The 13,437-nt window shown below is 73.1% G+C and carries 14 protein-coding genes; 5 read left to right on the plus strand and 9 right to left on the minus strand.

All coding sequences use genetic code 11. From position 1 onward, the window contains the following. The first annotated feature begins 35 nt into the window (after nt 1–35). Entirely contained in the window at nt 36–1,286 is a 1,251-nt protein-coding gene (gene glgC / locus ABIB53_RS10250) for a glucose-1-phosphate adenylyltransferase (RefSeq protein WP_354588089.1), read from the plus strand. Nucleotides 1,287–1,345: 59 nt separating this feature from the next. Then, entirely contained in the window at nt 1,346–2,032 is a 687-nt protein-coding gene (serB, locus tag ABIB53_RS10255; RefSeq protein WP_502914637.1) for a phosphoserine phosphatase SerB, read from the plus strand. Nucleotides 2,033–2,147: 115 nt separating this feature from the next. Here the strand turns inward: serB and fabI are convergent, their stop codons facing one another. After that, complete coding sequence (gene fabI / locus ABIB53_RS10260; protein ID WP_191564883.1) at nt 2,148–2,903, minus strand: enoyl-ACP reductase FabI; 756 nt, start codon at nt 2,901–2,903, stop codon at nt 2,148–2,150. 59 nt (nt 2,904–2,962) lie between these two features. Beyond that, nucleotides 2,963–3,685, minus strand: coding sequence for a 3-oxoacyl-ACP reductase FabG (gene fabG, locus ABIB53_RS10265; protein ID WP_201466880.1), 723 nt, complete (start codon nt 3,683–3,685; stop codon nt 2,963–2,965). 153 nt (nt 3,686–3,838) lie between these two features. On the opposite strand from fabG, the gene ABIB53_RS10270 reads away from it, so the two are divergent. Genes ABIB53_RS10270 through ABIB53_RS10280 form a run of 3 tightly spaced genes read left to right on the plus strand, consistent with a single transcriptional unit; the run spans nt 3,839 to nt 5,180 of the window. Continuing rightward, complete coding sequence (locus ABIB53_RS10270) at nt 3,839–4,117, plus strand: DUF3099 domain-containing protein (RefSeq protein ID WP_354588090.1); 279 nt, start codon at nt 3,839–3,841, stop codon at nt 4,115–4,117. Next, nucleotides 4,114–4,344, plus strand: a complete 231-nt coding sequence (locus tag ABIB53_RS10275; RefSeq protein WP_251718810.1) for a hypothetical protein — start codon at nt 4,114–4,116, stop codon at nt 4,342–4,344. Before ABIB53_RS10270 ends, ABIB53_RS10275 begins: the two co-directional genes overlap by 4 nt. Next, nucleotides 4,341–5,180, plus strand: a complete 840-nt coding sequence (locus tag ABIB53_RS10280; protein WP_354588091.1) for an SURF1 family cytochrome oxidase biogenesis protein — start codon at nt 4,341–4,343, stop codon at nt 5,178–5,180. Before ABIB53_RS10275 ends, ABIB53_RS10280 begins: the two co-directional genes overlap by 4 nt. A gap of 140 nt (nt 5,181–5,320) precedes the next feature. Here the strand turns inward: ABIB53_RS10280 and ABIB53_RS10285 are convergent, their stop codons facing one another. From ABIB53_RS10285 to ABIB53_RS10315, 7 genes are all read right to left on the minus strand, one after another. Further along, the gene (locus tag ABIB53_RS10285; RefSeq protein WP_123091973.1) at nt 5,321–7,192 is read right to left on the minus strand and encodes an ABC transporter ATP-binding protein; all 1,872 of its coding nucleotides are present in this window, start codon (nt 7,190–7,192) and stop codon (nt 5,321–5,323) included. A gap of 70 nt (nt 7,193–7,262) precedes the next feature. Next, complete coding sequence (locus ABIB53_RS10290; protein WP_354588092.1) at nt 7,263–7,946, minus strand: sirohydrochlorin chelatase; 684 nt, start codon at nt 7,944–7,946, stop codon at nt 7,263–7,265. Continuing rightward, a complete protein-coding gene (cobA, locus tag ABIB53_RS10295; protein ID WP_354588093.1) occupies nt 7,943–9,046 on the minus strand; it encodes a uroporphyrinogen-III C-methyltransferase in 1,104 nt (367 codons plus the stop codon). Before cobA ends, ABIB53_RS10290 begins: the two co-directional genes overlap by 4 nt. Continuing rightward, on the minus strand, nt 9,043–9,789 hold the full coding sequence (locus ABIB53_RS10300) for a phosphoadenylyl-sulfate reductase (protein ID WP_354588094.1): 747 nt from the start codon (nt 9,787–9,789) through the stop codon (nt 9,043–9,045). Before ABIB53_RS10300 ends, cobA begins: the two co-directional genes overlap by 4 nt. Then, nucleotides 9,786–9,968, minus strand: a complete 183-nt coding sequence (locus ABIB53_RS10305; protein WP_201466868.1) for a hypothetical protein — start codon at nt 9,966–9,968, stop codon at nt 9,786–9,788. The genes ABIB53_RS10300 and ABIB53_RS10305 overlap by 4 nt, the downstream gene beginning before the upstream one ends. Further along, on the minus strand, nt 9,965–11,629 hold the full coding sequence (locus tag ABIB53_RS10310) for a nitrite/sulfite reductase (protein ID WP_502914638.1): 1,665 nt from the start codon (nt 11,627–11,629) through the stop codon (nt 9,965–9,967). The genes ABIB53_RS10305 and ABIB53_RS10310 overlap by 4 nt, the downstream gene beginning before the upstream one ends. 83 nt (nt 11,630–11,712) lie before the next feature. Then, nucleotides 11,713–13,311 (minus strand): ABC-F family ATP-binding cassette domain-containing protein, encoded by a 1,599-nt coding sequence (locus ABIB53_RS10315; RefSeq protein WP_191681759.1) that lies wholly within the window; start codon nt 13,309–13,311, stop codon nt 11,713–11,715. Between the last annotated feature and the right edge of the window lie 126 nt (nt 13,312–13,437).

Raw genomic sequence — 13,437 nt, forward strand, 5'->3', positions numbered from 1 at the left:
GTCACCCGAGCCCACACCCAGACAAGGGAGCCGGTATGTCTCGCCGCGGAGCACCGAAGGTCCTCGTCATCGTCCTCGCCGGCGGGGAGGGCAAGCGGCTCATGCCGCTCACCGCCGACCGGGCCAAGCCCGCCGTCCCCTTCGGCGGCAACTACCGCCTCATCGACTACGCCCTGAGCAACGTCATCAACTCCGGCTACCGGCAGGTCGTCGTGCTCACGCAGTACAAGTCGCACAGCCTCGACCGGCACGTCTCCCAGGCCTGGCGGATGTCGACGATGCTGGGCAGCTACGTCGCGGCGATCCCGGCGCAGCAGCGTCTCGACAAGTCCTGGTACACGGGCAGCGCCAACGCGATCTACCAGTCGCTCAACGCGATCCGCGACGAGCGGCCCGACATCGTCGTCGTCGTCGGCGCCGACCACGTCTACCGCATGGACTTCTCGCAGATGGTCGAGCAGCACCTCGACAGCGGCGCCGGGTGCACAGTCGCGGCGATCCGTCAGCCCATCGGGCTCAGCGACCAGTTCGGCGTCATCGAGGTCGACGCGGCGGACCCGACGCGCATCTCGGCCTTCCGCGAGAAGCCGACCGACGCGATCGGCCTGCCGGACTCCCCCGGCGAGGTCTACGCGTCGATGGGCAACTACGTCTTCACCACGGACGCGCTCGTCGACGCGGTGACGCGCGACGACACCGTCGAGGGCAGCAAGCACGACATGGGCGGCGACATCGTCCCCGACTTCGTCAGCCGCCAGGACGCCTACGCCTACGACTTCAACGCCAACGAGGTGCCCGGTGCGACCGAGCGGGACCGCGCGTACTGGCGTGACGTCGGGACGCTCGACAGCTACTACGAGGCCCACATGGACCTCACCTCGATCCACCCGATCTTCAACCTCTACAACTACGACTGGCCGATCTACACCCACCAGCAGCCCCACCCGCCGGCGAAGTTCGTCCACGGCGACCAGGGCCGCTTCGGCGAGGCGCTCAACAGCTGCGTCGCCCCCGGCGTCGTCGTCTCCGGGGCCCGTGTCAACAACTCGATCCTGTCGCCGCAGGTGCACCTGCACAGCTACACGACCGTCGAGGACTCGGTGCTGCTCGACCGGGTCGACGTCGGCCGGCACGTGCAGCTCCAGCGGGTCATCGTCGACAAGGACGTGACGATCCCCGAGGGCACGAAGATCGGCGTCGACCGCGAGCACGACGAGGCGCGCGGCTTCGTCGTCACCGAGAGCGGGCTCACGGTCGTCGGCAAGGGTCAGGTCGTCACGCCCTGACGGTCCGGGCCGCGGACGGGCGGTCGGCGCGTGCGGCGGCTCGGCTAGCGTCGCCGCTCGTGGACACCACCGCCCCGATGCTGCTCGTCATGGACGTCGACTCCACCCTCATCCAGGCCGAGGTCATCGAGCTCGTCGCCGAGCACGCCGGCACGCGTGACGAGGTCGCCGCGGTGACCGAGGCAGCGATGCGCGGCGAGCTCGACTTCGCGCAGAGCCTGCACGCCCGGGTCGCGACCCTCGCCGGCCTGCCGGTCTCGGTCCTCGACGACGTCCGCGCCGCTGTGCCGCTCACCCCGGGTGCACGCACTCTCGTCGGCGCCTTCCGCGAGCGCGGCTGGCCGGTCGGGCTGGTCTCCGGGGGCTTCGTCGAGGTCGTCGAGCCGCTCGCCGCGGCGCTGGGCATCGAGCACGTGCGGGCCAACCGCCTCGAGGCCGAAGGGGGCCGTCTCACCGGCCGCGTCGACGGCCCGGTCGTCGACCGGCAGGCCAAGGCCGCCTTCCTGCACGAGCTCGCCGCCGCCTCGGGCGTGCCGCTCGAGCGCACGGTCGCCGTGGGCGACGGGGCCAACGACCTCGACATGATCGCGGCAGCAGGCACCGGTGTGGCCTTCTGCGCCAAGCCGGCGCTGCGCGACGCCGCCGACGTGCGCGTCGACGAGCCCGACCTCGCCCTGGTCCTGGATGCCCTGGGCCTCACCGCAGAGCGGTCCCCCGACGACGAGGGCTCGCTCCCCCTTCGCTGACGGGGCTCCACTTTTCCGCCCAGGGCGGGAAAGCTCGACCTCGGGAAAGAACATTTCCTTCCCGAGGTCGCATGTTCCCGCCCTGGGCGGGAGAGCTGAGGTATGCGCGCGGGGGCTACAGACCCATCGCGTGGACGCCGCCGTCGACGTGGAGGATCTCGCCCGTCGTCGCGGGGAACCAGTCGGAGAGCAGCGCGACGCACGCGCGGGCGGTGGGCACCGGGTCGCCGACGTCCCAGCCGAGCGGCGCACGGCTGTCCCAGCTCTCCTCGAACTGCTCGAAGCCGGGGATCGACTTCGCGGCGGTCGTGCGGATCGGGCCGGCGGCGACGAGGTTGCAGCGCACGCCCTTCGGGCCGAGGTCACGCGCGAGGTAGCGGTTGGTCGACTCGAAGGCCGCCTTCGCGACGCCCATCCAGTCGTAGACCGGCCAGGCGAAGGAGGCGTCGAAGGTGAGGCCGACGACCGAGCCGCCCGCGCTCATCCGCGGCAGCGCCGCGACGGCGAGCGCCTTGAGCGAGTAGGCGGAGACGTGCAGCGCCGTGCTCACGTCCTCCCATCCGGCCTCGAGGAAGTTGAAGGCGCCCTCCGGCGCGAAGCCGATCGAGTGCAGCACCCCGTCGAGCTGCTCGCAGTGCTCGCCGAGGCGCTCGGCGAGGCTGTCGAGGTGCTCCTGGTCGGTGACGTCGAGCTCGATGACCGGCGCGGTCTCGGGCAGGCGCCGCGCGATGGTCTGGGTGATGCGCATCGTGCGCCCGAAGCTCGTGAGGATGACCTTCGCCCCCTGCTCCTGCGCGATCTTCGCGACGTGGAAGGCGATGGAGGACTCCATGAGGACGCCGGTGATGAGGAAGGTCTTGCCGGTGAGCATGGTGCGCCTTTCGCAGGGGGGTGGGTCGGTGACGAAGGGGATGGGTCGGGTGACGCGGGTCAGTGGCCCATGCCGAGGCCGCCGTCGACGGGGATGACCGCGCCGGAGATGTAGCCGGCGTCGTCGGAGGCGAGGAAGGAGACCGCCCCGGCGACCTCGCCCGGCTGGGCGAAGCGGCGGGCCGGGATGGCCGCCTTGTACTCGGCCTGGGTCTTCTCGGCGAGCTCGGCGGTCATGTCGGTCTCGACGAAGCCCGGTGCGACGACGTTGGCGGTGATGCCCCGGGCGCCGAGCTCGCGGGTGATGGAGCGGGCCATGCCGACGAGGCCGGCCTTGCTCGCGGCGTAGTTGACCTGTCCGGGAGAGCCGTAGAGGCCGACGACGCTCGAGACGAGGACGACACGGCCGAAGCGGCCCTTGACCATCCCCGTCGTCGCTCGGCGCACGCAGCGGAAGGCGCCGGTGAGGTTGGTGTCGACCACCCGCGAGAAGTCGTCCTCGGTCATCCGCATGAGGAGGGTGTCGTTCGTGATGCCGGCGTTGGCGACGAGCACCTCGACGCTGCCCCCGAGGATCTCCTCGGCCGCGGTGAAGGCGGCGTCGACCGAGCTGCTGTCGCCGACCTCGCAGGCCACGACGTCGAGGCCCTCGACGGCGTCGCCGGAGCGCGAGGTGACGACGACGCGGTGACCGTCGGCGACGAGCCGGTCGGCGACCGCCCGACCGATGCCTCGGTTGCCACCGGTCACCAGGACCCGCCTCGGGGTGGGTGTCGCTGCCATGGCGGCGCTCCGCCTCGCTCTCGTGTCGCGTCGGTCAGGTCGATGACGCACCGCCTGTGCCGTGCGTCACTGCCCGACGCTAGAGCACTACCGCCTGGTAGGTGAAGCCGCCTCGCGCCGTGGACGCCCAGGATCGCGGCGTACGCTGACGAGGTGCCCCACGCCCCCGACGTCGCCTCGGTCACGAGCGCGGCCCCGCCCGCCTCGGTGGACCGGCGTCGCCGCACCCGCAACTACCTGCTGACGATGGCGCTGCGCACCGCGTGCTTCGTCATGGCCTACCTCTTCGAGGGCTGGCTGCGCTGGACCTGCGTCGTCCTCGCCGTCCTGCTGCCCTACGTCGCCGTCGTCGTCGCCAACGCGGTCGGCCCGCGGCGCGGGACCCCGATGTCCTCGGCGGGACCGGTCGACCGGGCACAGATCACCCGATGAGCCCGGCGGACGAGCCGCTCGTCTGCAGCGCGAAGGGGTGTCGCCGGGCTGCCGTGCGTGCCGTCGTGTGGCGCAACCCCCGGCTGCACGACGAGACGAGGCGCAAGGTCTGGCTGGCCTGCGAGGAGCACACGAGCACGCTGCACGAGCACCTCTCGGTGCGTGGCTTCCCCGTCCGCCTCGCCGAGCTCGACGCGATCCCGCCCGAGGGGCACCCGTGGGCATGAGCGTCGCCGAGCACCGGGCCGTGCTGCGCCGGGCCGTCGCCCCGGCGTGGCTGCGCTGGTGGCTCGTCGCGGCCCTCGTCGCCGTCGCCTGCTACTACCTCGGGCAGTGGCAGTGGGGCCGCTACGAGGACAAGGCTGCTCGAGCCGACCGCATCGAGCGCCACTACGCGGCGCCCGCTCAGCCGGTGGGCGAGGTGCTCGGTGCCTCGCCGGTGCCCCTCGAGCGGGAGTGGACCCGGGTGCAGGCCCGCGGCGAGTACCTCGACGGCGACCTGCTCGCCCGCAACCGGCCCCGGGACGGCGTGTACGGCTACGAGGTGCTCTCACGGCTCGAGCTCGACGACGGCTCGGTGCTCGTCGTCGACCGCGGCTGGATCCCCAACTCCGACGAGGGGGCCGAGGTGCGTCCCGACGTGCCGGCCCCGCCCTCGGGGCAGGTCGAGGTGACGGGGTGGGTGCGTCAGGGCGAGCGATCCCTCGACCGCGACCCGATCCCCGGCCAGCTTTCGAGCATCAACCTCGCCGAGGCATCGCAGGAGTGGGGCGACCAGGCCCTGCTCGGCGGGTACGTCGTGCGGCAGCAGGAGCAGCCCGCTGCGGACCCGACGCCCCTCGACCTCGACGCCCCCGACACGGGCACGGGCCCGCACATGGCCTATGCGATCCAGTGGTGGCTCGTCATCCCCGCGGTCTTCGTCCTCATCTGGTTCTTCGTGCGGCGCGAGGAGCGCGACGCCGCGGCCGCGCTCGAGGACGAGCAGGTGCCCGACGAGACCGCACCCGCTCCCCCGCCCCGCCGCGCGAAGGTGCGGATCTGGGACGAGGAGGACGGCTGACCCGTCAGCCCGGTCGGGTCGAGGTGTCCGGACGAGCCCCAGCACCCCCTGGTACCTCGACTCGCAGCGCGGTCCTCGGCCCGCCCGCGGGTCGAGGTGTCCGGACGAGCCCCAGCACCGCCTGATACCTCGACCCGGGCTCAGCCCACCGGCGCGTCGGCCTCGGCGAACTGGGTGCGGTAGAGGTCGGCGTACAGCCCGCCCCGGGCGAGCAGCTCGTGGTGCGTGCCGCGCTCGGCGATCTCGCCGCCGTCGACGACGAGGATCTGGTCGGCGCCGCGGATCGTGCTCAGCCGGTGGGCGATGACGATCGACGTGCGCCCGGCGAGGGCGATCTCGAGCGCCCGCTGGACCGCCGCCTCGGACTCGCTGTCGAGGTGGGCCGTGGCCTCGTCGAGGACGACGACCGCCGGGGCCTTGAGCAGGAGGCGGGCGATCGCCAGGCGCTGCTTCTCGCCGCCGGAGAGGCGGTGCCCGCGGTCGCCGACGACCGTGTCGAGCCCCGACGGCAGCGACTCGACGAGGTGCCAGATCTGCGCGGCCCGCAGCGCCTGCTCCATCTGCTCGTCGGTGGCCTCGGGCCGCACGAAGAGCAGGTTGCCGCGGATGGTGTCGTGGAAGAGGTGGGCGTCCTGGGTGACGACGGCGACGCTGTCGTGCAGCGAGCGCAGCGTGGCGTCGCGCAGGTCGACCCCGCCGACCCGGACCGCGCCCGCCGTCGGGTCGTAGAGGCGGGCGACGAGCGCCGTGAGCGTCGTCTTGCCCGCCCCGCTCGGCCCGACGAGGGCGGTGAGGGTGCCGGCCGGGGCGTCGAGGCTCACGCCGCGCAGGATCTCGCCGGACCCGGCACGGTCCCCGGTCGCCCGGGCCTCGAGCGAGGCGAGCGAGACCTCGTCGGCGGAGGGGTAGGCGAAGTGGACGTCGTCGAGCTCGACGTCGAGGGCGTCACCCTGCGGGAGGTCCCGCGCGCCCTCGCGCTCCTGGATGCTCGGACGCAGGTCGAGCACCTCGAAGAGGCGGGCGAAGGAGACGAGGGTCGTGAGGATGTCGACGCGCACGTTGGAGATCGCCGTCAGCGGGCCGTAGAGGCGTCCGAGCAGGGCGGCGAGCGCGAGCAGCGTGCCGACCGACAGCGTGCCGTCGACCGCCATGATCCCGCCGACCCCGTAGACCATCGCCGTCGCGAGCGCCGCGATGAAGGTGAGCAGGACGAAGAAGAGCGCGCGGTTGACGGCGATGACGACGCCGATGTCGCGCACCCGCGACGCCCGGCTGTCGTACTCGGCGAGCTCGTGCTCGGGGTGGCCGAAGATCTTCACGAGCAGGGCCCCGCCGACGTTGAAGCGCTCGGTCATCTGGGTGCCGAGGTCGGCGTTGTGCCCCATCTGCTCGGCGGTGAGCACGGCCAGACGCCGGCCCATCCACCGCGCCGGCAGGATGAAGAAGGGCACGAGCGCGAGCGAGGCGAGGGTGAGCTGCCACGACAGCAGCGCCATCGCGCCGATGATGAGCACGAGCGAGATGACGTTGCTCACGACGCTCGACAGCACGGAGGTGAAGGCGCTCTGCGCGCCGATGACGTCGGTGTTGAGCCGGGTGACGAGCGCCCCGGTCTGCGCCCGGGTGAAGAAGGCGATGGGCTGGGCGAGCACGTGCTCGAAGACCTGGGTGCGCAGCCGGTAGATGAGCCCCTCGCCGATCCGCGCGGAGTACCAGCGCTGGGCGATCGTCGTCACCGCCTCGACGACGGCGACGAGCGCGACGAGCAGGGCGAGCCCGACGACGACGTCGCGCCGCTGGGGGGTGATGCCGTCGTCGACGAGACGCCCGAGGATGAGCGGAGCCGCGACCACCGTGCTCGACGACAGCGCGACGAGCACGAGGAAGGCGGCGATGGTGCCGCTCATGCCCCGCGCGTACGAGAGCACCCGACGACCCGTGCCGGGCGGGAGCGGCGATCGTGTCGCGCCCGCGTCCTGGGTCATCGAGCGCATCAGCTGCCAGCTCGTCATGCTCACCCACTCATCATCCCTCTCACCACCGACGACGCCGACCAGCGTGCGACCTCAGGTGCAGGTGAGGTCAAGCCGGGGTGGCCCGCAGCGCGACGAGCTCGACGACCGAGCGGGTCCGGCCCAGGCCCCCGCGCACGAAGTCGGCCCCGTGCTCGGCGGCGAGACGCTCGGCGGCGTCGTGCAGGACGCCCTCGGCGAGGGTGAAGGCGAGGACGACGAGCCGGTGACCGGCCTGCGCGGCCTGCCCGACCGCCTCCGCGACGACCTCCGGCTCGCGCAACGTCGTGCCCCGCCACCGGCCCCACCCGGGCGGCGTGTGGTCGACGAGCAGCTCGTCGAGGGACCGCCTCGCGGTGCCGTCGGAGCTGCCGCCCGCGACGAGCAGGACGTCGGTGCCCTGGTCCGGGGCGTGCCCCGACGAGGCCAGCCGCTCGACGACCGCGTCGAGGAGCAGGGGGTGCGGTGCGAGGGGGTCGGTGACCCGGACCTGGGCACCCCCGGCGGCGAGCTCACGCGCCGCCCGGGGCACGTCGGTGCGCGCGTGGTACGCCGGGGTGATGAGCATCGGCACGACGACGACGTCACCGGTGAGGTCACGGCCGAGCACGGCCGCCGACGGCTCGTCGGTCTCGAGGTAGGCCACGCGGACCGGCGTGCCGGGCCGCGCCGAGCGCAGGCCGTCGGCGACCGCCTCGATCCCCTCGCGGTGCCGCGGGTCGGACGAGCCGTGGGCGAGCAGGACGGTCGTCATGCCTCAGAGCCTGCCAGGAGCTGCGCCGCTCGCTCCGGCACGGTGACCACCTCGCCGACGACGACGACGGCGGGGGCACGCACCCCTTCGGCCTGGGCGTCCGCAGCCGCCCGCGACAGGGTGGTGCGGGTGACCCGCTGGCCGGGCATCCACCCGCGCTCGACGATCGCGACGGGGGTGCCGGGGGCACGGCCCGCGGCGACGAGGTCGGCGGCGGTCCGGCCCAGCGCGGTGACCCCCATGAGCAGGACGAGGGTCGCGTCCTGCGGCGCGTCGCGCAGCCCGTCGAGCGACGGGCCGGCACCTTCGTGCGCCGACGCGACGACGAAGGAGGTCGTGATACCGCGATGGGTCACCGGGATGCCGACGGCCGCGGGCACGGAGATCGCGCTCGTGATCCCGGGGACGACCTCGACGGCGATGCCGTGGGCGGCGCAGTGCAGCGCCTCCTCTCCCCCGCGGCCGAGGACGAAGGGGTCGCCCCCCTTGAGCCGCACTACGTCGAGCCCGCGGCGGGCACGGTCGACGAGGATCTCGTTGATCCGGTCCTGCGGGACGGGGTGACGGTCGCGGTGCTTGCCGACGTCGACGACCTCGACGTGCGCCGGCAGGTCGGCGAGCAGGTCGACCGGTCCGAGCCGGTCGGTGACGACGACGTCGGCCTCGGCGAGCAGCCGGGCGCCGCGCACGGTGATGAGATCCGGCGCGCCCGGCCCGCCGCCGACGAGGGCGACGCGCCCGACCCGCCCGTCCCCGTGCCCGCGAGCCGCCTGGGGCTCGGGCTCGGCACGCACGCACCAGACGCCCGCCTCCTCGGCAGCCCGGGCCACGGCGCCGTCGGTCGTCGGGTCGCCGGTCGCCGCGTGGACGAGCCAGACGCGGTCCGGTCCGGAGAGGTCGGCGGGGTCGAAGGGGGCGGCCCGCCAGGTCAGCCCGTCCCGCCCGGCGAGCCCGGGGTCGACCTGGGGCGCGACGAGGAGCACTCGGGCACCCGCGTCGAGGCAGGCTCCGACCTCGCGCACCGCAGCCGGCCCGCCCCCGACGACGAGGACGAGCCGGTCGGTGAGGTCCAGGCCGAGGCGGTAGCCGCCCCCGCTCACGTGTGCAGGCCGCACTCGACCTTGTCGGTGCCCGACCAGCGCCCGGCGCGGGCGTCCTCGCCCTCGGCGACCGGTCGGGTGCACGGCGCGCAGCCGATGGAGGCGTAGCCGCTCTGACGAAGGGGGTTGAGGAAGACCCCGTGCTCGTCGACGTAGCGGTCGACGTCGTCCTGGGCCCACCCGGCGATGGGGTTGAGCTTGGCCATGCCGCGGCGGTCGTCCCAGCCGACGAGCTCGATGTCGGAGCGGGTCGGGGCGTCCTCACGGCGCATGCCGGTCACCCAGGCGTCGTAGCCCTCGAGCGCGCGGTTCATCGGCTCGACCTTCCGCATGGCGCAGCACGCGTTGGGGTCGCGGTCGTGCAGCCGCGGGCCGTGCTCCGCGTCCTGCTCGGCGACGGTGAGCCGCGGCAGGATCGTGCGGATCTGCACCGGGAGCATCGCCTCGTAGGCGTCGCGGGTTCCGAGGGTCTCGGCGAAGTGGTAGCCGGTGTCGAGGAAGAAGACGTCGGCGCCCGTGAGGGTCGTGCCGAGGAGGTGCACGAGCACCTCGTCGCCCATCGACGACGCGGTCGTCAGACCCGCGCCGTACGTCTCGTGCGCCCAGCGCAGGGTCTCGCGGGCGAGCTCGACGCGGCCCTCGTAGGTGTCCCCGCGCTCGGCCTCGAGCGCGGCGAACCGGTGCTGCGCCTCGTCGGCGGCACTGCGGGCGGGCGGCTCGGGGGTGCGGACGGGCTCGGTCATGACGGCTCCTCGGGGGGCGAGCTGAGCGGCGCCGCGAGGTCGCGGTCGCTGCCGTGCAGGGTGACGGAGAAGACGCGCACGCACGACCCGCAGACCCACGCGCCCGAGGGCTCGGGCGCGGGACGCAGGTCCTGCTCGGCGCAGAACGGGCAGTGGTAGACGGGGGTGACCCGGCTCACCGGATGTCGTCCTCGTCGGCGCGCCGCGCCCACAGGGCGAAGGACTCGCCCGGCTCGCGCTGCGCGAGGTAGGTGCGCGAGACCCGCTCGACGTAGTCGGGCAGCTCGTCGGCGCGCACCTTCAGGGCGCGGGTCTTGCGGGCCAGCGCGGGCTCGACGCCGAGCGCGCCACCGAGGTGGACCTGGTAGAGCTCGACGACCTCGCCGTCCTCCCCCTTCGCCACCATCCCCTTGAGGCCGATGTCGGCGACCTGGCTGCGGGCGCACGAGTTGGGGCACCCGTTGAGGTGGATCGAGAAGGGCACGTCCATCTCGGGCAGGCGCTCCTCGAGCTGCTCGACGGTCCACCGGGCGCGTGCCTTGGTCTCGGTGAGCGCGAGCTTGCAGAACTCGATGCCCGTGCACGCCATGACGCCCCGCCGCCACTCGCTGGGCCGCGCGGGCAGGCCGAGCCCGTCGAGGGTCGCGACGAGCTCGTCGGAGGCGGCCGGGTCGACGTCGAGGACGAGCAGCTTCTGGTGCGGGGTGAGGCGCACCCGGCCCGAGCCGGCCGCCTCGGCGGCGTCCGCGACGGCGTGCAGGGTCGTGCCGCTCACGCGGCCGCCGACCGGCGCGACGCCGACCCAGACCCGACCGTCCTGCTGCTGGTGGACGCCGACGTGGTCGCGGCGCAGGTCGCCGGGCACCTCGGGGGCCGGGCCGTCGGGCAGCGCACGGCCGAGGTAGTCCTGCTCGAGGACGTCGCGGAAGCGCTCGGGGCCCCAGTCGGCCATGAGGAACTTCAGCCGGGCGCGGTTGCGCAGCCGGCGGTAGCCGTGGTCGCGGAAGATGCCGCAGACGCCGGCCCAGACCTCCGCGACCTCCTCGAGGGTGACGAAGGTGCCCAGCCGCTGCGAGAACATCGGGTTCGTCGACAGCCCGCCGCCGACCCACAGGTCGAAACCGGGGCCGAGCTCGGGGTGCTCCACCCCGACGAAGGACACGTCGTTGATCTCGTGCGCGACGTCGAGGCTCGGGCTGCCGGAGATCGCGGTCTTGAACTTGCGCGGCAGGTTCGAGTACTCCGGGCTGCCGAGGTAGCGCGAGAGGATCTCCTCGACCGCGGGGGTGCCGTCGACCACCTCGTCGGCGGCGATGCCCGCGACGGGCGAGCCGAGGACGACGCGGGGCACGTCGCCGCACGCCTGGGTCGAGCCGAGGCCGACGGCCTCGAGGCGCTCCCAGATCGCGGGCACGTCCTCGACCCGGATCCAGTGCAGCTGGATGTTCTGCCGGTCGGAGATGTCGGCGGTGTCGCGGGCGAAGTCGGTGCTGATGTCGGCGACGGCTCGCAGCTGCTCGACCGACAGGGCGCCGCCGTCGGAGCGGATGCGCATCATGAAGTACTCGTCGTCGAGCCCGTCCTCACCCGTGTGGGTGCCGTCGAGGCCCTGCTTGCGCTGGGTGTACAGGCCCCACCAGCGCATCCGCCCGGTGAGGTCGTCCGGCGCGATCGAGGCGAAGCCCTCGCGGCTGTACGTGTCGAGGATCCGCTGGCGGACGTTGAGGCCGTCGTCCGCCTGCTTGAACTCCTCGTTGTGGTTGAGCGGGGTGCGGTCCCCGTCGGCCCAGGCACCGGTGGCCTTCGTGCGGGTCGGTCGCTCGGGTCGCGTCACAGTCACCGCCTCAGGATAAACCTCGTGTTATGTCACCCATAATCGCGTCTTATGCGCTGGACGGCCGCTGGACGACCTCCGGCCGGGCGTCAGGCGAGGCCCACGAGGTCGCGGTAGTCCGCGCCCCAGAGGTCCTCGACGCCGTCCGGGAGCAGCAGGATCCGCTCGGGCTGGAGGGCGTCGACGGCCCCCTCGTCGTGGGTCACGAGGACGACCGCGCCCTTGTACGTCGAGAGCGCGCCGAGGATCTCGGCCCGGCTCGCCGGGTCCAGGTTGTTCGTCGGCTCGTCGAGGAGCAGGACGTTGGCGCTCGAGACGACGAGCAGCGCGAGCGAGAGCCGGGTCTTCTCGCCGCCGGAGAGCACACCGGCCGGCTTCTCGACGTCCTCGCCCGTGAAGAGGAAGGAGCCGAGCACCTTGCGCACGTCGGTCTCGCCGAGGTCCGGCGCGGCCGACTTCATGTTGTCGAGCACCGAGCGGTCGACGTCGAGGTTCTCGTGCTCCTGGGCGTAGTAGCCGAGCTTGAGCCCGTGGCCCGGCTCGACCTGCCCGGTGTCGGGGGCGTCGACGCCGGCGAGCATCCGCAGCAGGGTCGTCTTGCCCGCGCCGTTGAGCCCGAGGACGACGACCTTGCTCCCCCGGTCGATGGCGAGGTCGACGTCGGTGAAGATCTCCTGGCTGCCGTAGCTGCGCGACAGCCCGCTTGCCCGCAGCGGGGTGCGCCCGCACGCCGCCGGCTCGGGGAAGCGCAGCTTGGCGACCTTGTCCTGGGTCCGCTCCCCCTCGACACCGGCGAGCATCCGCTCGGCGCGCCGGATCATCTGCTGGGCGGCGACGGCCTTCGTCGCCTTGGCCCGCATCTTCTCGGCCTGCTCCATGAGGGCGCCGGCCTTCTTCTGGGCGTTGGCGACCTCGCGCTTGCGGCGGCGCTCGTCGGTCTCGCGGGCCTGGATGTAGGCCTTCCAGCCCATGTTGTACTGGTCGAGCTCGCAGCGGTTGGCGTCGAGGTGGAAGACGCGGTTGACGACGACCTCGAGCAGCTCGACGTCGTGGCTGATGATGATCAGCCCGCCCTTGTAGCCCTTGAGGTGGTCGCGCAGCCAGGCGATGGAGTCGGCGTCGAGGTGGTTCGTCGGCTCGTCGAGCAGCAGCGTCTCGGCCCCGCTGAAGAGGATCCGCGCGAGCTCGACGCGACGGCGCTGACCACCGGAGAGGGTCTCCAGCGGCTGGTCCATCCGGTGCGCGTCGATGTTGAGGGCGGAGGCGATCGCGCTCGCCTCCGACTCCGCGGCGTACCCGCCCGCGGCGTCGAACTCCGCGTCGAGACGGGCGTAGGCGCGCATCGCCTTCTCCATCGTCTCGGTGTCCGCGCTGGCCATCCGCTGCTCGGCGCGGGAGCGCTCGGTGACGATCGTGTCGAGGCCGCGGGCCGAGAGGATGCGCTGGCGCGCGGTGATGCTCAGGTCTCCGGTGCGGGGGTCCTGCGGCAGGTAGCCGACCTCGCCGCTGGAGTGGATCGTCCCCGCTGCCGCCTGGGTCTGCCCGGCGATGACCTTCGTCAGGGTGGTCTTGCCGGCGCCGTTGCGCCCGACGAGACCGACGCGGTCACCCGCGGCGACCCGGAAGCTCGCCTCCTCGAGGAGGATGCGCGAGCCGGCGCGCAGCTCCACGGACGTGGCGGTGATCATGGGTCTCCTGGCGGGGGCGAAGGGGGACCCGCGCCCCCTTCGTCGGCGGTGCGGGCGGGTCGGCGGACGGCGGGGCTGCAAGCCTCGTCACGGGTCCACCGAGGTCTAGTCTAAGCGGCACTCACG

Source organism: Janibacter sp. UYMM211 (assembly GCF_040547045.1).
GTDB lineage: Bacteria > Actinomycetota > Actinomycetes > Actinomycetales > Dermatophilaceae > Marihabitans > Marihabitans melonis.

Bases quoted from the DNA above. Each gene is read 5' to 3' on its own strand.
- ABIB53_RS10280 (WP_354588091.1), top strand. From the start codon at position 4,341: ATGAGCGTCGCCGAGCACCGGGCCGTGCTGCGCCGGGCCGTCGCCCCG.
- glgC (WP_354588089.1), top strand. From the start codon at position 36: ATGTCTCGCCGCGGAGCACCGAAGGTCCTCGTCATCGTCCTCGCCGGC.
- fabI (WP_191564883.1), bottom strand. From the start codon at position 2,903: ATGCTCACCGGCAAGACCTTCCTCATCACCGGCGTCCTCATGGAGTCC.
- ABIB53_RS10315 (WP_191681759.1), bottom strand. From the start codon at position 13,311: ATGATCACCGCCACGTCCGTGGAGCTGCGCGCCGGCTCGCGCATCCTC.
- ABIB53_RS10300 (WP_354588094.1), bottom strand. From the start codon at position 9,789: ATGACCGAGCCCGTCCGCACCCCCGAGCCGCCCGCCCGCAGTGCCGCC.
- ABIB53_RS10275 (WP_251718810.1), top strand. From the start codon at position 4,114: ATGAGCCCGGCGGACGAGCCGCTCGTCTGCAGCGCGAAGGGGTGTCGC.
- ABIB53_RS10285 (WP_123091973.1), bottom strand. From the start codon at position 7,192: ATGACGAGCTGGCAGCTGATGCGCTCGATGACCCAGGACGCGGGCGCG.
- fabG (WP_201466880.1), bottom strand. From the start codon at position 3,685: ATGGCAGCGACACCCACCCCGAGGCGGGTCCTGGTGACCGGTGGCAAC.
- ABIB53_RS10290 (WP_354588092.1), bottom strand. From the start codon at position 7,946: ATGACGACCGTCCTGCTCGCCCACGGCTCGTCCGACCCGCGGCACCGC.